The organism is Pseudomonas sp. 382, from assembly GCF_002759075.1.
Taxonomy (GTDB): Bacteria; Pseudomonadota; Gammaproteobacteria; order Pseudomonadales; family Pseudomonadaceae; genus Aquipseudomonas; species Aquipseudomonas vlassakiae.
The window spans coordinates 91,818-110,793 of record NZ_PEMX01000010.1; the positions used below are offsets into that span (position 1 = coordinate 91,818).

Annotated in this window: 16 protein-coding genes; 1 reads left to right on the forward strand and 15 read right to left on the reverse strand. The window is 51.4% G+C overall.

Annotated elements, in window-relative coordinates:
- The 14 genes from CQW31_RS14000 to ihfB all read right to left on the reverse strand — a co-directional run bounded on the left by CQW31_RS14000 (position 1) and on the right by ihfB (position 16,092).
- Positions 1–1,290 (reverse strand): glycosyltransferase, encoded by a 1,290-nt coding sequence (locus CQW31_RS14000; RefSeq protein WP_099814745.1) that lies wholly within the window; start codon positions 1,288–1,290, stop codon positions 1–3.
- Positions 1,287–2,573, reverse strand: a complete 1,287-nt coding sequence (locus CQW31_RS14005) for a hypothetical protein (RefSeq protein WP_099814746.1) — start codon at positions 2,571–2,573, stop codon at positions 1,287–1,289. Before CQW31_RS14005 ends, CQW31_RS14000 begins: the two co-directional genes overlap by 4 nt.
- 31 nt (positions 2,574–2,604) lie before the next feature.
- Positions 2,605–3,672: a non-hydrolyzing UDP-N-acetylglucosamine 2-epimerase gene (gene wecB, locus CQW31_RS14010; protein ID WP_099814747.1), complete on the reverse strand. Its 1,068-nt coding sequence runs from the start codon at positions 3,670–3,672 to the stop codon at positions 2,605–2,607.
- Positions 3,673–3,703: 31 nt separating this feature from the next.
- Entirely contained in the window at positions 3,704–4,948 is a 1,245-nt protein-coding gene (locus CQW31_RS14015) for an oligosaccharide flippase family protein (RefSeq protein WP_099814748.1), read from the reverse strand.
- Positions 4,942–6,027 carry a DegT/DnrJ/EryC1/StrS aminotransferase family protein gene (locus CQW31_RS14020; protein ID WP_099814749.1) on the reverse strand — a complete coding sequence of 362 codons (1,086 nt, stop codon included), beginning with the start codon at positions 6,025–6,027 and terminating at the stop codon, positions 4,942–4,944. Before CQW31_RS14020 ends, CQW31_RS14015 begins: the two co-directional genes overlap by 7 nt.
- Entirely contained in the window at positions 6,024–6,611 is a 588-nt protein-coding gene (wbpD, locus tag CQW31_RS14025) for a UDP-2-acetamido-3-amino-2,3-dideoxy-D-glucuronate N-acetyltransferase (RefSeq protein WP_099814750.1), read from the reverse strand. Before wbpD ends, CQW31_RS14020 begins: the two co-directional genes overlap by 4 nt.
- Positions 6,608–8,569, reverse strand: a complete 1,962-nt coding sequence (locus CQW31_RS14030) for an acyltransferase family protein (RefSeq protein ID WP_099814751.1) — start codon at positions 8,567–8,569, stop codon at positions 6,608–6,610. The genes wbpD and CQW31_RS14030 overlap by 4 nt, the downstream gene beginning before the upstream one ends.
- Positions 8,570–8,578: 9 nt before the next feature.
- The gene (gene wbpB / locus CQW31_RS14035; RefSeq protein WP_099814752.1) at positions 8,579–9,529 is read right to left on the reverse strand and encodes a UDP-N-acetyl-2-amino-2-deoxy-D-glucuronate oxidase; all 951 of its coding nucleotides are present in this window, start codon (positions 9,527–9,529) and stop codon (positions 8,579–8,581) included.
- Between the two features lie 71 nt (positions 9,530–9,600).
- Entirely contained in the window at positions 9,601–10,911 is a 1,311-nt protein-coding gene (gene wbpA, locus CQW31_RS14040) for a UDP-N-acetyl-D-glucosamine 6-dehydrogenase (protein WP_099814753.1), read from the reverse strand.
- A gap of 278 nt (positions 10,912–11,189) precedes the next feature.
- Positions 11,190–12,548, reverse strand: a complete 1,359-nt coding sequence (locus CQW31_RS14045; protein WP_256587403.1) for a Wzz/FepE/Etk N-terminal domain-containing protein — start codon at positions 12,546–12,548, stop codon at positions 11,190–11,192.
- 170 nt (positions 12,549–12,718) lie between these two features.
- On the reverse strand, positions 12,719–13,768 hold the full coding sequence (locus tag CQW31_RS14050) for an LPS O-antigen chain length determinant protein WzzB (RefSeq protein ID WP_099814755.1): 1,050 nt from the start codon (positions 13,766–13,768) through the stop codon (positions 12,719–12,721).
- 215 nt (positions 13,769–13,983) lie between these two features.
- Entirely contained in the window at positions 13,984–15,411 is a 1,428-nt protein-coding gene (locus CQW31_RS14055; protein ID WP_099814756.1) for an MBL fold metallo-hydrolase RNA specificity domain-containing protein, read from the reverse strand.
- 102 nt (positions 15,412–15,513) lie between these two features.
- The gene (locus tag CQW31_RS14060; RefSeq protein WP_099814757.1) at positions 15,514–15,777 is read right to left on the reverse strand and encodes a LapA family protein; all 264 of its coding nucleotides are present in this window, start codon (positions 15,775–15,777) and stop codon (positions 15,514–15,516) included.
- 18 nt (positions 15,778–15,795) lie between these two features.
- The gene (ihfB, locus tag CQW31_RS14065; RefSeq protein WP_054886605.1) at positions 15,796–16,092 is read right to left on the reverse strand and encodes an integration host factor subunit beta; all 297 of its coding nucleotides are present in this window, start codon (positions 16,090–16,092) and stop codon (positions 15,796–15,798) included.
- Between the two features lie 357 nt (positions 16,093–16,449).
- Here ihfB and CQW31_RS14070 point away from each other — a divergent pair, with 357 nt between their 5' ends.
- Positions 16,450–17,043, forward strand: coding sequence for a hypothetical protein (locus CQW31_RS14070; RefSeq protein WP_099814758.1), 594 nt, complete (start codon positions 16,450–16,452; stop codon positions 17,041–17,043).
- A 148-nt stretch (positions 17,044–17,191) separates the two neighbouring features.
- On the opposite strand, the gene rpsA is transcribed toward CQW31_RS14070, so the two are convergent.
- Positions 17,192–18,868, reverse strand: a complete 1,677-nt coding sequence (gene rpsA, locus CQW31_RS14075) for a 30S ribosomal protein S1 (protein ID WP_012313291.1) — start codon at positions 18,866–18,868, stop codon at positions 17,192–17,194.
- Positions 18,869–18,976 lie beyond the last annotated feature (108 nt).

The following is an 18,976-nucleotide window of genomic DNA, read 5'->3' on the forward strand; positions in this document are numbered from 1 at the left end:
TCATTTGTGATCTCTTGCCTTTGCCTGGCCAATGACTTCCGCATACTGTGTCGCCTGCGAGCGCCGCGATAACCCCTGAGCAAACTCCGAAACCGAGTTAGGCTTGCGCTCATAAAATTCGGGCTCACAAAATCTTTCGAAGAAAATCTCCGAGCTAACACCAATCACATTTTCATCGCCAGCACGCTTCAGGAATGATCCCGCCAACGTTTCAGTTGAAATATCACCAAGCACAGGTCGGCCCGCGCCCAAGTATTCAAAGAGCTTGGTAGTCAAAATACCTTGAGCACTCAACGTCTGGGTTGAAGACGTCTCTGCAAAAATCAAATAATCCGCCTCGACAATCAAACGCAGCGAGTCCAGATAAGGAACTGCTGAGTAATAGGAGAATGCAGACTCAATGGCAGGATACTGCCGAGAGACGGCATCCTTGATCAAATCCGCACCGCCGTAATACTCAATGCGAAAGCGCCCGAACAACTCTGGGGAAACCTGCTTAAGCTTCACCAATGCCTGCATGATGTTATGTGGCACTCGACCCGGTGAAACGATTCCCATATAGCGAAGCACAACAGTTCCATCAGCTGGAACTCCTGCTTGAAGCCTGGCCGCATCGAGCACCTCGTGATCATAGCCATTCATGATCGTTGCCACACTTGGCGACATAGTCCGGTAATAAGAACTCATCGGCTCAGAAATGGTTACTAGTTGATTGGCGCTCCCAACCAGCCACCTATCTATCTTGAGCTCTAACCATTTAGCGAATGCGCCACCTGGCATTTCATGACATTCACTAAAGTGATCACGATAATCCAGAACGCAAGGAACTTTGAATCGCTTCTTGCAAATAACCGCGGCAAGTAGCATTGGCCAAGGAGGAGCGGATCCGATTACAACATCCGCTTTGGCCAGAACATTCTTAACATCCACATTCATCCAAGGGCTCGCGAAAGAAATCGCGAATGGAAGCCGAGGATCAGGCACCTGACCGAAAAGATTCAAGACAACATCTTTTATTCGTCGCTTCAACGAAGGACGCTCTGTATACATCGGCTCGAAAACGCCAGACGATTCTTGAGATTTTTGCAAGCGACCGAAGGCATCAAGTTCTATAACGCGAACACCTTTCGGATAGACTTCTGTAAAGCGACCATCAGATGCGCTTTTACTAGTTGTAATAACCGTGACATCGTGCCCGTCAGCTGCAAGATATTTCGAGATCGCTTCAACGCGTTTCGCACCAGAGCTATTCACCGGCGGAAAATAATGAACCAAAAAAACAATATTCATTCTACATGCACCTTTTGCACACTTGACGAATCGACTTGATCGCCAGCGATAGCTCTATTCCCTGCGCCCAGATTAACCCGAATCAACAAAGCATGTAACAACATGTACACAAAGCCATTACTTATAAGCATACCTATCAGCGACGCGGAAAACAAGGTAAACGCGAAAACGGGCCAGAGCGACTTAAACGCTATGTCCTTAGATAGCCTGAACCACCTGAACACCTGTCCGATCAGCATGCTGAAAAGTACCACGCCGGGCCAACCAAAATTAACAAAAGCATCCGTTATGAATACAGCATTAGCATTGGCAATCTCATTCCAACTGCCAAACTGATGCTGAAACACGTAGCGCTCGATATTGATTCGCTCAGCACCAGTGAGAAGAGACAGAAGAAGACTAGTCGCCCCCATCAGGCAATCGCCCTTGAAAATTTCTGCGTGTACCTGCAACGTATCTGTTGCCGTGAATAGCGGCACTGCGAACGCACGCCAGATAAAATAATCTCCACCACCGGAGGGCAAATAGGTGGCTGAAAAGTACTCTGCCAGCGGCGTGCTCTCTGCAAAGCTGGCGCCGCTCCCCCCACCACCCAACGATATAAAGACTGCTGCCAACAACAAAAGGACGGCTAGAGCCATGCATATAACCAACGCCTTAAACGACAGCCTGCCGGACAAAGCAAAACATACCATAACAGGCATGAACACATTTAAAAAAAGCGACTTCTGCAAAAAACTGATACAAAAGGCGAACGCAACCAGGAGAAACAGATACCTGAGTGCCGACCCGTTCAGAAACATCAGTACCAAGCTATATGGAATCAACACAGTTGTGAAAATAGTACTCAAATACAGCAAGACAGCCTCAAAACCACTCCGCCCTTTAAAAAAGTCCCCTCGCTGCTGACTGAGATCATCAGCACCCGCCCCTTGAATTGCACTTAGCAACGGTATGGAAGGGGCAGTGTAAAACGTATAAAATGCAAATATGAAAAAGAATGCCCACACAACAAAATTAAACAATCTACTCGACAAAATAACTCTCGGCGCACCCGGCACAAATTGCCCGTCCAGCACAGGAAGCATGTAGCCTGAAAAAAGTGCGAGTATAGCTACGACAGTAAGAAGCGAAAGCTGCAAAAAATACTCGCTGGCTCCTCCGTAGGAATACAAATAAAATGGCAATATGCCGTAGGTAAAACCTACGGCACACACGAACAGGTAGAACCCGAATCGCGGGGAGAATAATTTGGCACCCAACCCTCTATACAATTGACTCACCCTTGCACATTAATTATCGCAGTAATTTATATCAAACCAGCTTCTTCAACACCTGAATTATATTGCTAGCAGCCCGACCGTTACCGTACAAGTCCTCACCAAATCCATAATCAACAGGGGACTGAAGTGCCGACGTAATTTTCTCGGCAGAAGCACCTACGAGCACATTCACTCCTTTCTCAGTAAGTTCGACCCACTCAGTCTCGTCTCGAAGTGTCACGCAGAACTTACCATGGAAGTAAGCTTCTTTCTGCACCCCCCCTGAATCGGTAGCAATCATCTTGCACTTGGACTCCAACCAATTCATCTCAAGATAGCCAAGCGGGTCCACGACATGAATATTGCCAGAAAAGGCAACATCCAAATCCTTCATTTTTTTACGCGTTCTAGGATGGAGAGGCAAAATGATAGGCAACTGCGATGCTTCAAGCCCTTGTACAATATTTCTCAGGCGCACTTCCGAATCTGTATTCTCTGCACGATGGATTGTGCAAAGAATAAACTCATACTCGGCGAGATTGAGCGCCTCAAACCAACTAGGCTTTTCAGCCTTGCTCTTGTAGAACGCCGTCGCATCACACATCACGTCACCGACAACATGAATCTTGTCCGCGCTGATACCTTCGCGTTCAAGATTGAGCTTGGCAACTAGAGTAGGTGCAAACAGCGCGCTAGAGACGTGATCAGTTAGAACCCGGTTAATTTCCTCAGGCATGGCTCGATTGAAAGAACGCAAACCGGCTTCGACATGCGCAATCGGTATGTGTAACTTAGCAGCGGCAATCGAGCCTGCAAGGGTGCTATCAGTATCCCCGTAGACCAGTACCCAATCTGGTTGCTCCTTAAGTATCAGAGCTTCAAGACCCTCAATCATCTTACCGGTGTTCTGCCCATGGGTTCCGCCACCCAGGCCCAAATTGTAATCCGGCTTCGGAATACTCAACTCATCGAAAAAAACATCCGACATATTATTGTCATAATGCTGTCCCGTATGAACCAGAATTTCTCTAACTGGGAAGTCTGCTTCGGAAAGCGCTCTCGACACCACAGCAGCTTTGATAAATTGTGGTCTTGCACCTACGACGGTGAATACTTTCATTTCTCTACAACCCCCAGAACTCAATCCGTGTTTAATCTTTCAGAACCCGCAACGTCACAAGAACATTGATTGCATACATGACAAACATCAGCATACTAAACGCCAACATACTCATGGCGAAACTCGCGCCTGAAACGGCGGTAATCACCAAGCCAGAATTGGGCACGATGAGTCTTGCAAAATCCCATTTCAGTTGAACATCTTGTCGCTGAATCACATTTAACGTCTGGCTTAACGGTGACACCACGAACTGCCCAAGAAACATTGGAACCAGCACGATCATGATCCCTGATGCTTCAGACCACTCTGCGCCAAAAATCATGTCAACTGTAAAATAGAGGACCACGGCCCCAAGAATGACCACAGGTAACCCTGCAATCGTCAGATTTATTAAGGAACGTTTGTAGAAGTTAACGGCATCCGACCTGGAAGCCTCAACAACCCTTGGTATTTCAGATAAGTAGACATTCGCAATTGCTGTACCCAAGAACGCCATAGGCACGCCCATTGCCCGTTGCGCAAGCGCAAAAAGCCCCGCTTCATGCATACCGAATGTGTAGATGATGACAAATGGGGAGACATTTAGCGCAGCAGCATTCAGCATGGCTGCAGGCGCAGCCAAGAATGGGAAATTTTTATACTTTTTCACAAGCGCTACCAGCCTGAGCCTGCTGGGAGCCTTGCGCCCCTCAAAGGCCCTGCTAATAATACGCAAGCCGGCAGTAGCCTGGCTAACTACATAACAGATAACTAATGCAAAGCCACCCAGCGAGGCCAAGCCAGCTGCCACCTGCAGAATAGATTGAACCACACTTCGCTGAATATTGGCGCTGGTCAGCCCTTTAAAGTCCTTATTTCTGATAGCGATGTACGTCGCAATCTGAAATGCCCCGGCAAATAGCAAGCCCGGGGGAATTAACCAGTAATAATCCTGAAAAGAGACAGGCACCAGCAGCCGTGCGCCACCCACCAGGGCTATTGATATCACGGCCAACACGCCGAGAATATAAAAAGATAGTACTGCCACCTCAAAGGCTTGTTTTTCCACCTTTACTTGAGGAATAGCCAACTCAAACTTCAGCGATGCAAGTGATATCAATATCGTGAGGGCCGATGTAAAGGCCGCGAGCACCCCAAAGCTTTCCGGGCTAAATAACCGTGTCAGGACCGGAGTGACAGCAACAATTATCCCTTGAGACACAAAGGCTCCACCCGCCACCAAAACCACGGCGCGAACAAAGCCAGTGTTAAACTTCGAATAAATTCGAGTCAGCATTTCTCTAGGGCTGCAGCAACAAGGTTGATCTCTTTTTCCGTGAGATACGGATGCATGGGCAGACTTAGCACCTGACCAGCGACTTCGTCACCCACATTCAAAAGGGCGCTTTCATCAGCTACTGCCGGCTGTTTATTCAGAGGAATGGGGTAGTGAACGACACTAGGAATTCCTTCAGCCTTGAGCGTCTCCTGCACTGAAGGACGATCAGCAACCCTCACTGTATATTGAGCATAAACACTAGTTGAGTGTTTCTCTATGTAAGGCAGGCTTAGCAAACCCAAGCCACTCAATTTTGCCTCGTATAGATCAGCCACTTGTTGACGAAGCGAAATTTCCTCATCGAAGATAGCGAGTTTTTGTAAGATAATCGCAGCCTGGAGCGTATCCAAACGGCTATTCATCCCTACCCGGACGTGGTGATATCGACGATCCTGCCCGTGCCGCGCAATTTGCCGTAAGGCCAATGCAATCTCATCATCATTGGTGAACATAGCACCGCCGTCACCATAGCAACCCAGCGGCTTGCTCGGAAAGAAACTCGTGCAAGCTACAGTACTGAGACTGCAGGAGCGCCTGCCTTTGTAAACGGCACCGAAACTCTGCGCTGCGTCTTCGATAACGGGAATGTTGTGCTTGCTTGCAATTCCGTTAATCTTGTCAAAATCTGCACATTGACCGTACAAGGAGACAGGAATAATTGCTTTGGTTTTGTCCGTGATCCGTGCCTCCAGCAGGTCTGCATCCATGTTGTAGGTCTTAGGATCGATATCAACGTATACAGCTTTGGCACCGAGCACTGCAGCGGCCTCGGCAGTGGCAATGTAACTGAATCCAGGCGTTATAACCTCATCACCAGCTTTGACGCCTAAGGCCATGAGAGCAATTTGAAGAGCATCAGTTCCGTTGGCACACGTAATACAGTGCTTGACACCAACGAAAGACGCCAGTTTCTCTTCAAGCTCTGACACTTCAGGGCCTAAGATGTACTGGCCATGGCTTAGAACTCGCTGAATGGCCTCATCAAGGTTATCTTTGATGCGTGATTGCTGCTTTTTCAGGTCAATGAACTCGATCATTTAACAGCTTCCATTTTGCAGATAACGTTGCCTTGCAACATATAGGTGGCACCGCTGTGCCCACACATGACCGATGCCTCACCGCTTAACGGTAAAGCCAGCTGCTCTCCATACTCACTCATCCAACCGATCTGACGTGCGGGAACACCAACCATCAGAGCATAGTCAGGCACATCACGGTTTATCACGGCACCCGCGCCGATGAAAGCGAACGCACCAATAGTGACACCGCAAACAACCGTGCAGTTTGCCCCCAGGGTCGCCCCCCGCTTTACCAGGGTGTCGCGATACTGATCTTTACGTTCAATCAAAGAGCGCGGGTTATAAACGTTGGTAAAAACCATGCTGGGCCCGCAGAATACGCCCTCTTCAAGCGTAACATTATCATAGACCGAAACATTGTTTTGAACTTTACAATGGTCTCCGATAACTACCTTGTTGCCGACAAAGACGTTTTGCCCCAAGGAAACGCCTGCTCCAATGCGCGCACCCGCGCAGACATGCACAAAGTGCCATACACGCGACCCTGCACCAATCTGGGCGCCCTCATCGACGATCGCACTGGGATGTTGATAGTGGTTCATTGCTTAAGACTCACCTCAGATTGGGTTTGCTCAAACAAGCTCTGTAACTTCGCGCCAGCAAAATGCCCGTAGCGACGCGAGCCGACCTCATTCAAGTGTTGATTGTCCAAGTAAATCAGATCGCCCTGCTCGTAAGGGGCATCTGCAAAAAAAGTCGAACTTGAGAAGTCCACGTAATGCGCCGACTTATGACTTGCTGCTAATACCTCGACCTGGCGATTGGCAATACGCCAGTCATCGGCTAACGAAAGAGAAGCAGGTAATCCGATTTCCTGAAAACGCCTGACGCGCTGTACATTAGAACTGAACATCGGCACCTGCCCCATGACAATAACTTGCTTGCCGGAGCGCTCGACATTATCTAAAAATGACTTCAGCGCCGTTACGAAAGGTACACTCTGCATCTGGTATTGCCACATGGCAGCGATTATGAGTTTATCTGCATGCGGCAGCGCCTCTTCCACAGCAGTAATCTGTGCCTTGCAAGCTTCTCGAGCCCATTCAGGCAAGCGTTCAATATCAAAGCCTGGAATAGGTACGCAGCTACTCGCCGTCAACACGCGATAAGCTATACCTAGTTCACTGCCAGCTTGATCGAAAAAGTAATTTAGCTGAGCTGCATGACTATCGCCAATTACCAGAATGGAAGGTTGTACTTCTTCGGCACCTCGCTTGCAGTCCCCCACTTGATGCCCATGACAAATCAGTTCAGCGTCCGCATAGCGTTTTTGCTCTTCGGTCAACGGGCTATCCAATAGACGATTGCCATGGCGCGCCAGCAGGATGAATAGAAGCATCAGGCCTGCTGCGGCAGCCCATTTTGCAAAAGGTTTAGCGGTATTCGACTTCCTTCGCCCCGGCACTTCGACGAAGTGATACGACAACCAGGCCAACGCCAAAGATGCTATCAGAGCCAATACCACCCATCCTGAACCGAGCTCATACTGCCCCGTGTAATACCGGATAAATGCTAGAACTGGCCAATGCCAAAGGTAGAGCGAGTAGGAGATGCCGCCCAGCCAAACCAGGCCACGCGTCGAGAGCAAATCATTGATAGGCCCACGGCGCGCGATTATTATCGCTGCCGTTCCGATGCAAGGCACTATCGAGAAAAAACCTGGAAAGCTTCCTTTGTCAATGAATAGAAAACCAACAATAAGCAGTGCTGCGCCCAACACACCGAGAAGCGTCGATGATAGTGAGGACATTACGGCGTGGCGCACACCAATAGCTACGATTGCCCCCACCATGAATTCAGGCACACGCGCAATCAAAGAAAAGTAGAGCTTATCCTGTTGACCCGATAAAACCTGGATACCCGACCACACAAACAAAACCAGCGCAATCAATGACAATGCCGGCAGATGCCACGACCGTGGCAAGCACAATATCAACAATGGAAAAAATACATAAAATTGCATTTCAATGGCCAGCGACCATGTATGCAGCAAAGGCAACTCTTCGGACTTGGGCGCAAAATAGCTACCAAACTCAGCAAAATAATGATTACTGACGAAAAGTGCAGCCGATTTAAGGCTTCGATAGAAAAAACTAAAATCCGGCGGAAGGAATAGAAAGGCTGAAAGCACGCAGACAATCGTAAGCATGACCGCGTAGGCCGGTACAATCCGTTTAGCGCGACCGACATAGAACGCCAACAAATCAACCTTGCGGCCCGCCTCAGTCAACAAGGTCGTAATAATAAATCCGGATATGACGAAAAATACATCAACACCAATAAACCCAGCTTTTAGCCACCCCCCGTTCACGTGATAGAGAATGACAGCCAAGACTGCGACCGCGCGCAACCCCTGGACATCCAGGCGGACGCCCCCAACTGGTGTTGGCGAGCCCGATACGGCAGAGGGGGATGGATTAATGGTAACCACGCTAGCCAAGACCTTGTGAATATATGTAATTACATGCTGAGTCGGGTGGTCCAAGACCACCCTAAACATTACGCTCTATCAGCGATAAAGCCCAAGGACAAATGGATGCGCCTCATTGTCTTTTGCCTGCGAAACAACAGAACTCCTGATGGTATTCACAGTTTCAACACAGTGGCGCGCGTCTTCAATGCCATATCCACGACCAGCAAGTATTTCTTCGTAGCTAGTAGTATGCAAATCCGTAAAGCCTTCAGAGAACTCCATCTCCTCACCGTCAACGGTGATCGAGCGATAAGTTGGCTTTTTGCCTTTAACAGATTCCGGCAAGTCATTGGCATCAACTGACAAGAACCAGCGCACACGCGCCTTCTCATACTCCAGGTAGCCTGCAGCCTTATGTTCCGACGTAAAGTGAACAACGTTACGCTGTAGCTTTCCGAAAATGAAATGCAGCATATCATAGAAATGCACGCCAATATTTGTCGCTACGCCGAACGACTTTCGTGGATCCCCCTTCCAACTTTTCAGGTACCAGTTACCACGAGACGTAATATAGGTAAGATCAACCTCATACTTGTGTGCTCGCTGTTCACTCGCAACCTTCTCTTTCAGCTTGATAATCGCTTGATGATGCCGAAGCTGAAGAATATTGAAAAGCCGCTTACCAGTTTCCCGCTCGATGAGAGAGAGTTCATCAAGCATTTCCGGAGTTGGAACAAGCGGCTTCTCACAGATAACGTCGCACCCCAAACGTAATCCGGCAGCAATATGTGGATAGTGCAGATAGTTGGGCGAGCAAATAGCGACATAGTCCAATGTGCTTGCCGGATCTCGCTTCAACGAGTAAGCATGATCCAGGAAAAACTCGAACTCAGTGAAAAACTCACTTTGAGGGGAAATACTGTCGATGATGCCTACGGAATCATTCACATCATAGGCAGAGACAAGACGGTTACCGGTATCCTTGATGGCTCGCATGTGTCGCGGGGCAATGTAACCAGCGGCGCCGATCAGAGCAAAGTTTTTCATGCGTCAACCTTCCAAAACTACGAAAAAACCACCCGGCTATTACCCCAGGTGGAACACAGTAAACCTTTTGATCACGCTTTAATCACATTGGCCGTGACATCGCGGTATTTACCTCGACTATCAACAATCAGTTGAGCCTTAGCTTGGATCAACTCATAATCAAATTTGTCGTGATCAGTTGCCAGCACCACAGCGTCAAAGCTGGCCAGGTTTTCCGCAGTTAATGCTTCACTGCTGAGTTCAAAATGGTGCTCACGCATCTTAGGGAAGACCGGTACGTGTGGATCGCTGTAAGCAACAACTCCCCCCTTGGCCTCGATGAGCTCCATGATTTCAACAGAAGGTGACTCGCGCATGTCGTCGACGTTTTTCTTGTACGCGATGCCAAGCACTAAAACGCGACTGCCCTTCAACGCCTTGCCACTGTCGTTCAAGCCATCCATGAGTTTGCCCAAAACATAGGCGGGCATTGCTTGGTTCACTTCACCTGAAAGCTCAATGAAACGGGTATGCAAGCCATATTCTCGAGCTTTCCAGGTAAGATAGAATGGATCGATGGGAATACAGTGTCCACCCAACCCGGGGCCGGGATAATAAGGAGTGAAGCCGAATGGCTTGGTGGCCGCTGCATCGACAACTTCGAAAATATCGATTCCCATACGATCGGCAACGATCTTCATCTCGTTCACTAAGCCGATGTTCACTGCGCGATGGATATTTTCCAGCAGTTTTGTCATCTCGGCAGCTTTGGTCGAGGTGACAGGTACTACTTTGTCAATTGCTTGTTCATACAGCGCGACACCTACTTCAAGACACTCGCGTGTATGGCCACCGATTACTTTTGGAATGGTGCGGGTTTCAAAATTAGGGTTACCCGGATCCTCACGCTCAGGTGAATAAACCAGATAAATGTTCTCACCGACTACCAAACCACCCTCCTGCACGCGTGGCAGTAACTCCTCTTCCGTAGTACCTGGATAAGTTGTACTTTCCAGCGAGACAACTTGACCGGCACGCAAATAAGGCTTGAGTGCATCGGTAGTATTGATCACAAAGCTCATATCTGGCTCGCGATACTTATTCAACGGCGTCGGCACGCAAAGAATCAGCGCATCGCAATCACTGGCACGCTTAAAGTCAACGGTCGCTTCAAAACCGGTTTGGCGTGCCTTGCCAATACTAGATCCCGGTATATGCTCAATGTAACTTTCACCACGATTGAGCTTTTCTACCTTGCTGCGATCAATATCAATGCCCAATACGTTAAAACCAATCGCGTTATAACGAAGCATTAATGGCAAGCCAACATAACCGAGACCGACAATACCAATCAACGCCTGTCGGCTTTTAAACTTTTCAACCACCGTATTCTTGTCTGTCATGCTTAGCAACTCACCTTGAATTTAACCGCCCGTCGCCTTTTTTGCATAACGGGTCAAAGAACCTACAGTGATTCATTCGTCAGTCGAGTGAATCCATCCACCAGCAGCACGTACTCGTCGCTCCGCGGCAAAGCGCCTGCCTGACACGCCCGATGGCTGCCAAAAATGAAAGGCGCCACAATCATAGGCTGTTCAGCTGTCGCATTCCATCGGTGTTTTCCTCTGAAACCGACAAACAGAAGGCCATCGAAATACCATCAACCTTGCGAAGGCCTGATCTAAGCCTCCGACAACACTACACCACCCTGACGCGAAATGCCTTCAGGTAATACGGGCGCAACAGCATCCCCTAGCCTTAGTGTACGCATTTGACGCACACGACTCTTGAAAGCTGCCCGCACCAAAGCAATGATCACCCCTAGAGCGAGGCCGACTACCAATGCAATTACCACAACAAATACCTTGCGTGGTTTTATCGGTTTACCAGAAGCCACCGCTCGCTGGTCGATACTGACGAGACGCAAGCCAAGCAGTTGAGTATCAATGGATTGCAAGCGAGCACGCTCAACCCGCAGTGCTTCGACGCCCTCCAGGAAATCTTGCTCGTTTGCGCGCGCCTTAATAGCCTCTACGCTGCGATTATTAGAGAGCAGAATAAGTTCTTTACGTATCTGGCCGATTCTTGGCTCAACAAAATCGTCAGACGTACGCTTGAGCAAGGCTGCTCGCTCAGCCACTAGCACCTCTGTGCCCATGAAGTATAACGGAACCGGCCGACCATTAACTTCGGTACGGATGATATTACCGCTGGTGGAAACTTCATCAGCCATCAGGGATGGTGTAGATGGCTTCTTCAAGCCCAGGCTACTGGCAATGGATATCGCCTCACCAAGCTCTGCCAAACGTGCCTGACGCTGCAGTTTCAATTGCACACGCAAAGCCTTGAGCTCATCCTCCAATTGCGCACGCTTGATAGCGTCATCTTCCTCGAGACGAGCGATACGCCCATCGTTCCCAGCCCGGTATTCTGAAAGCGCGGAGTTCAGTTTGGCATCTACCTCGAGCATCCGATTGGACAAAATGATCTGCATATCCCTGGACAGCTCGTTCCGCTCTTGCTCAATGGCATAATCTACAAAATCATTGAGGACAGCCGCGCCATTGATATCTTCCCCATAATGCATCTTCAAACCAATAAATTCGCTTAACACATCGGTTTTTTTGGGGTCAGCCAGAACCACGCTAAGTGCAGTACTGTTGAACTCCTGAAAAGCCTGTTCAATACTCTGCCCTTCATCCTGGAAGGCTTCGATCAGATCAGGCCTGGCTCGAAAAAACTCTAGCCTTGCATTATAGGAATCCAGTTTTGCCCCCACCCTTTTCAACGCCTCTGCCGGGGGTAGTGAGTAGATTTTCGAGCGATTCAATGCATCCAGTTGATTGAGTTCAACTGGACGCAAGGTGGTAGAGACTTCGTACACTGGAGGAATGGCGTAACTCAGTGCCACACCGATGATCGCGAAAGTCAACCCCGTTGCGAGGACGAAAGCACGCCTGCGCCAGATGGTACGGAAAAGACCAAAGAGGTCTACTTCGCCAGAAGCGGCCACATAGGGGCCACGTGGATCAATATTCAAAATGATTTGCCTGCTAGCTAACGGTGTTATCACCCAAGACAGGCAGGGCAGGCAAGCGCTTCTTGCACCTTCTTCCAGCTATCCATGTCATCGGCGGCGAGTGCGCATTGTTACACCTTCCGCAGTCGACAACAACGCCCCCGCGACCTGCTTTAGCTAGCTAAGTTCAATCACTCGATGTGTCGCCGTCTCAGCCACAGCTCGCGACCGATCGCTACACACGCCCCCATACCGATGCCTACCAGTACCGCGAGCAACATGATGATCACCTTGCGCGGCTTTACCGGCTTATCCGGCTGAGACACTGCGCCATCCTGCTGATACATGGCAACAAGCGAAGGGTCAATTTTCAGATTGCGCAGAAAATTAAGCTTCTCTTGCCTCTCGCGTAGACCTGGTATGTAGGGATCGTTAGAAGACCGAGCCTCGAGGTTGGCAATCTCAGCTTCCAGAGCCTTTGCTCCACGCATGTACGTGAGAGCGCCACCCATGCCGGCAGATACCTCGCTGGACAAGGTGTTTGAAATTATCGGAGGCTTCTCCAGACCTATGGATTTCGCGATCCGCAGCGCTTCTTTAAGCTGCGCAATCTGGTCGGCACGCTGATTACTCGCACTGGCACGCGAAGCCCGTATCTGTTGCTCAAGGTTGTCTGCCATGATTGATATGTCGCTGCGAGCACCGCTTAACAGCTCATCCTTCGCCCGCTCTGCGGCTATTTCTGCATAGTTGGACACCCACATCGCAGCTAACCGCGGATCCTCAAGACTAGCGGTAATAACAAAGCGATCAGGCATATCCCTGGCTGCCAGAGCCACAGTCAACATGCCGTTGAATTGGGCATACAACAAGTCGCGCGAGCCCTGACGCTCATCTTGGGTTACCGTGGGAAGAAAGGCATTTCGGAAGAATTTATCGCGCACCGCTTCTGATTGAAGCGCCTTCAAGTAAATGCTGTATACATCCTTGGCGCTCAGCGGGGCCAACCCCGTACCCTCCCCTCGACCGAAATTCAGCTGTGCAATCTCATTCTGAGTAGGGGGCCGAATGTAAAGTTTCGCCTCGTACACCGGAGAAGCGAGCATCACATAAGCCAAAGCCATTCCAATCACCGGTACCGCGACTAGCGCCATCCAAAGCTTTTGCCGCCAAACCCCCCGCACAAGCTCAACCAGGTCAATCTCATCACTACCACTCAGGCGCTCGCGTTCATTGCGCATTTAGTCTTTTTTTCCTTGGGTCCGTCTGATTGCGTCAACAGAGGGGGGCCACCTTCAAGCCGCAAGGCCCTCCCACCCCCTCTCGGGTCCAGCGTAGCGGCAATTTGCCAACCTGCCTGCGATATTTCAATCGCTTCGCGTTAATCAGTAGTAGAGAGACCCGACCTAAGGAAGTTCCTCACTTTTTGCCAGATTACGCGCTTCCCGCCCAACGGTCATTCCGCAATCGTGACGCTCAGCTCATTTCCCGCCGCCGCAAACGTTTCCCTCAATACCCGTGCCAGCACCTGCTTCGCCCGTCCCTCACCATGCACCAACACTACCTGCCGCGCATTACAACCCAGCGCAAATCTCACCAGCCCCGCCTGATCCGCATGCCCCGAATAGCCTCCAAGCGAAACCACCTTGGCCCGGATCTCATACAGCTCACCATCCAGATCAATCTGCACAAATCCTTCCGCACCTTCACTAGCCTGGATCACAGCCCCAGGAGTGCCCTTGGCCTGGTAGCCAACAAACATCACCTCATGCCGCGGGTCCGCCAGCATCGCCTTGAGATAGCCAACAATCCTCCCGCCTGAGCACATCCCATTCCCAGCAATGACAATCGCCGGGCGTCCGGTGCTCTTCAGGTAATTCACCACCTGCCGGTGACGTGCGTGTGTATCGACGCAAACCAGCTGACCAAACCCCAAGGGGTCGCGCCCCTGATCCAACCGCGCTCTGGCCTCGTCATTCCAGTAGTCATGCAGCTGTCGATAGACACCCGTAATACGCTGTGCCAATGGCGAGTCGAGAATTATGGGTAGCTGCGACCATGCATAGGTGTCATCGCCCTGCACTACAGCAGGGTCGCCAAGCAGCGCCTTGCGGTGAAGGATATCTTCGAGCTCGAACAACAACTCCTGGGTGCGGCCCAGGCTGAATGCGGGAATGAGGATGGTGCCACGGTCCTGCAGCGCGCGATCGATGACCCGCTCGAGCTGCTGCTGGCGATCACTGCGATCCGGATGAAGGCGGTCACCGTAGGTGCTTTCCAATACTAGAACATCAGCCCGCTCCGGTGGCTGTAACTGGCGCATCAATGGATTACCTTCGTGACCAAGGTCACCGGAGAAGACGATACGCTGATTGACGTCCGCCGCTTGCACATCACATTCCACGTAGGCGGAGCCCAGTAAATGCCCGGCACGCTGCAAACGAATCATGCACTTGAGTTCGGATTTTTCGACCACTGTGTGCCAATTCCCAAAGGGAACCGGCACTACCAGACTATCGATGATCTCAAGGTATCGTGCTACGTGGGCAGGCTCGCTGCTGATGGTCAGCTTGTAGGCATCTTCCAGAACAAGTGGCAACAACTTTGCAGATGGCTCACTGCAAAGGATCGGGCCACGATAACCAGCGGCGAGCAGTGCCGGGATTCGCCCGACATGGTCGAGATGCACGTGAGTGATCACCAGGGCCTGGATACCCTGCACTGCAAAATCGGGAGGCAGCGAACCCGCCCCTGAGGACGCCTCGGCGCCCTGCTCCAGGCCGCAATCCACCAACAGGCTGGTAGTCGAATCCAGATGGAGCCGGTGGCAGGAACCGGTTACGCCGCGGGTACCACCGTGATGGGAAATGCTAGGGAATTGCATATGAATAAGCGCTCGCCTGGGCTTCTGAATGGATGCCTATTACTCCACTCCCCCAACTGCGCGCATAGGTGAAGCTTTCCTACGAAGCTGTAGGCGGCTTCATCAATTGCCGTCGAGCAGCGCTTGGCGTGCAGATGCGCGAATCTTGCGCTTGCTACGCTGCACCCCATAAGCACCAAGCAGCGGACCAACAGCCAGGCCCACGACCAGAGCCGCCAGCACAGGTACCGCCACAGGCAAGGCCGGAGCCGACCAACCGAAGAGCACCAGTGATACGGCCTGCTGATTCTCCAGCACGAAGAACAACACGACAGCCGCCAGCAGCAGCACAAACAACGCCGCCAGGGCGCGCTTCAGGTTACGCATCAGACTGCTCCTTCTGACTCAAGTGTGCTCGTGCTCTTCTTCGTTGACCCGGTCACGCAGCTCTTTGCCCGGCTTGAAATGCGGCACGAATTTGCCTTCGAGCTCGACCGACTGGCCGGTCTTGGGATTGCGACCTACCCGCGGAGCGCGATAGTGCAAGGAGAAACTGCCGAAACCGCGGATTTCGATACGATCTCCGGTGGCCAGGCATTGGGACATCTGTTCAAGCATGGTCTTGATGGCCAACTCCACGTCCTTGGACGAGAGCAGCCCCTGATGGGTGACAATACGTTCGATCAGCTCCGACTTCGTCATATTTTTCCCTTCGTTATCAAGCAGCTAGATCATTGCTTAATCAGTTTGTAGCACGCTCGGAAGGATTTGAACAGGGTGGTTCTTGACTTAATAAAAAAATTCAAGATTGGATTTGTTAAGAAATAAGAGCTGACCCCCGCTTTTGGCGGTCATGCCGCCTTTTGCTGGAGGCAGTGTTGATGTCATAAACCGGAAAGGTAGCCAGCGTATACGTGAAAATCGTCAGCGCGACACACCTAAGCCTTGTAGGATTTGTCATAATCGCGAGTAGGACACATCTGCTTTGATCTGACTTGAAGCGGATTCAAAAATACCTAACCTACCTTGCTCGTTGAGTCGTACTCACAAGGATCGTTTATGCGGATCTCTCCCCTTTCGCTCGCACTTGCGACCCTCTTAAGCACCTCGGTCAGCTTTGCTCAATCCGGCGGCCAGCCGCAGCCTTGGGACAATGAGCCATCAGAGTTTCTAGGCGTCCCGTTTCAGGGCGACTTCAAAGCCCAGGTTCCTGAATGCCCTGACAGCAACCCACGCCAAGCGACGCTGTGCCGGACAAGCACCACGGATCCTGACAAGTATGAGATTCACGGATTGCCCTACCTTCCGATCAGTTCTGGATACCAGCTTTTCGCGGCCGTGAAAGACGACGCTGTCAGTCAGCTGATGTTGACCGGCAATTCCAGCAGCCTCGAATTGGTCAATGATTTTCTGACGGATACCCTGGGGCAACCTAGCTCGAGCTTGAGCCGCCGGATCCAGCTAAGCTCGGGTGCTTCCTATGAGATGAAGACCATCTCGTGGCAAGGCAAGCGAGTCGCAGTGCATTTCCAGCGAAACGAAAGCGACCTGAGTCGCTATACCGTCACGTTCACACCTTCGGCTGCAGACCTCAAAACCTTGGGCGCTAACTCGGCAGCCGGCACCCCAAGCGAACAAACTGCTGCTCGCTGAGCTGGAGAGGCCTGGGGCTGCTCCCGTGCTCTCGGCGGTTTGACACCGTGTTAAACCGCCCTTCACGAAACGCATTACATCAACGAAATCGCAGGCAAAAAAAAAGGGGTGGCCCGAAGGCCACCCCTTTTTACCGATCAAACAGAACTCAGTTCTGCTTGGCCATAGCTTCGCGCAGCAGCGCAGCCATGGTGGTGTCGGCAGCCGCTTCCGGAGCGTTTTTCAGGCTCTGGATGGCTTCACGCTCTTCAGCGTCGTCTTTCGACTTGATCGACAGGCTGATGACGCGCGATTTGCGGTCAACGCTGATGATCTTGGCTTCGATCTCTTCGCCTTCCTTCAGGACGTTACGCGCGTCTTCAACGCGGTCACGGCTGATTTCGGAAGCTTTCAGAGTGGCTTCGATGTCGTCGGCCAGGGTGACGATGGCGCCTTTGGCGTCAACTTCTTTCACGATGCCCTTGACGATAGCGCCCTTGTCGTTGACAGCAACGAAGTTGGAGAACGGATCGTCTTCCAGCTGCTTGATGCCCAGGGAGATGCGCTCGCGCTCTGGGTCAACCGACAGGATGACGGTTTCCAGCTCGTCGCCCTTCTTGAAACGACGTACTGCTTCTTCGCCGGTTTCGTTCCAGGAGATGTCGGACAGGTGAACCAGGCCGTCGATGCCGCCGTCCAGACCAATGAAGATACCGAAGTCGGTGATCGACTTGATGGTACCGGTGATCTTGTCACCCTTGTTGAACTGGCCGGAGAAGTCTTCCCATGGGTTGGACTTGCACTGCTTGATGCCCAGGGAGATACGACGACGCTCTTCGTCGATGTCCAGAACCATGACTTCCACTTCGTCGCCAACCTGAACGACTTTCGACGGGTGGATGTTCTTGTTGGTCCAGTCCATTTCGGAAACGTGTACCAGACCTTCAACGCCTTCTTCCAGCTCAGCGAAGCAGCCGTAGTCGGTCAGGTTGGTAACGCGAGCCTGTACACGGGTACCTTCTGGGTAACGTGCAGTGATAGCGACCCACGGATCTTCGCCCATCTGCTTCAGACCCAGGGAAACGCGGTTGCGCTCACGGTCGAACTTCAGAACGCGTACGTCGACTTCGTCGCCAACGTTAACGATTTCCGATGGGTGCTTGATGCGCTTCCAGGCCATGTCGGTGATGTGCAGCAGGCCGTCGATACCGCCCAGGTCCACGAATGCGCCGTAGTCGGTGAGGTTCTTGACGATACCTTTGACTTGCTGGCCTTCCTGCAGGGTTTCCAGCAGGGCTTCGCGCTCGGCGGAGTTCTCGGCTTCCAGCACGCTGCGACGGGAAACGACAACGTTGTTGCGCTTCTGGTCCAGCTTGATGACCTTGAATTCCAGCTCTTTGCCTTCCAGGTGGGTGGTGTCGCGCACTGGGCGGACATCAACCAGGGAGCCCGGCAGGAACGCACGGATGCCGTTAACGTCGACAGTGAAGCCGCCCTTAACCTTACCGTTGATAACGCCCTTGACCACTTCTTCGGCGGCGAAAGCTGCTTCCAGAACAATCCAGCACTCGGCGCGCTTGGCTTTTTCACGGGACAGTTTGGTTTCGCCAAAGCCGTCTTCGACCGCGTCCAGCGCAACGTGAACTTCGTCACCGACCTTGATGGTCAGCTCGCCAGCTTCGTTGTAGAACTGCTCGAGCGGGATGACGCCCTCGGACTTCAGGCCAGCGTGTACGGTAACCCAGTCGCCGTCGATGTCGACAACGATACCGGAGATGATGGCACCCGGCTGAAGATTGAGGGTTTTCAGGCTTTCTTCAAAGAGTTCTGCAAAGCTTTCGCTCATTTTAATTCCTGTAGATTCGGGCGAAACAGACGCCCATCGCCACATTCCAGACAATGTGGGTTTGTTTTAAGTAAAGGAAAGCCGGCAGGACGTTGACTGGTGCCCCCG

What these genes read in the sequence shown, in the direction of transcription:
- CQW31_RS14000 (WP_099814745.1), bottom strand. Translation starts at nt 1,290, where the DNA reads ATGAATATTGTTTTTTTGGTTCATTATTTTCCGCCGGTGAATAGCTCT.
- wecB (WP_099814747.1), bottom strand. Translation starts at nt 3,672, where the DNA reads ATGAAAGTATTCACCGTCGTAGGTGCAAGACCACAATTTATCAAAGCT.
- CQW31_RS14015 (WP_099814748.1), bottom strand. Translation starts at nt 4,948, where the DNA reads ATGCTGACTCGAATTTATTCGAAGTTTAACACTGGCTTTGTTCGCGCC.
- CQW31_RS14020 (WP_099814749.1), bottom strand. Translation starts at nt 6,027, where the DNA reads ATGATCGAGTTCATTGACCTGAAAAAGCAGCAATCACGCATCAAAGAT.
- wbpD (WP_099814750.1), bottom strand. Translation starts at nt 6,611, where the DNA reads ATGAACCACTATCAACATCCCAGTGCGATCGTCGATGAGGGCGCCCAG.
- CQW31_RS14030 (WP_099814751.1), bottom strand. Translation starts at nt 8,569, where the DNA reads ATGTTTAGGGTGGTCTTGGACCACCCGACTCAGCATGTAATTACATAT.
- wbpB (WP_099814752.1), bottom strand. Translation starts at nt 9,529, where the DNA reads ATGAAAAACTTTGCTCTGATCGGCGCCGCTGGTTACATTGCCCCGCGA.
- wbpA (WP_099814753.1), bottom strand. Translation starts at nt 10,911, where the DNA reads ATGACAGACAAGAATACGGTGGTTGAAAAGTTTAAAAGCCGACAGGCG.
- CQW31_RS14050 (WP_099814755.1), bottom strand. Translation starts at nt 13,768, where the DNA reads ATGCGCAATGAACGCGAGCGCCTGAGTGGTAGTGATGAGATTGACCTG.
- CQW31_RS14055 (WP_099814756.1), bottom strand. Translation starts at nt 15,411, where the DNA reads ATGCAATTCCCTAGCATTTCCCATCACGGTGGTACCCGCGGCGTAACC.
- CQW31_RS14060 (WP_099814757.1), bottom strand. Translation starts at nt 15,777, where the DNA reads ATGCGTAACCTGAAGCGCGCCCTGGCGGCGTTGTTTGTGCTGCTGCTG.
- ihfB (WP_054886605.1), bottom strand. Translation starts at nt 16,092, where the DNA reads ATGACGAAGTCGGAGCTGATCGAACGTATTGTCACCCATCAGGGGCTG.
- CQW31_RS14070 (WP_099814758.1), top strand. Translation starts at nt 16,450, where the DNA reads ATGCGGATCTCTCCCCTTTCGCTCGCACTTGCGACCCTCTTAAGCACC.
- rpsA (WP_012313291.1), bottom strand. Translation starts at nt 18,868, where the DNA reads ATGAGCGAAAGCTTTGCAGAACTCTTTGAAGAAAGCCTGAAAACCCTC.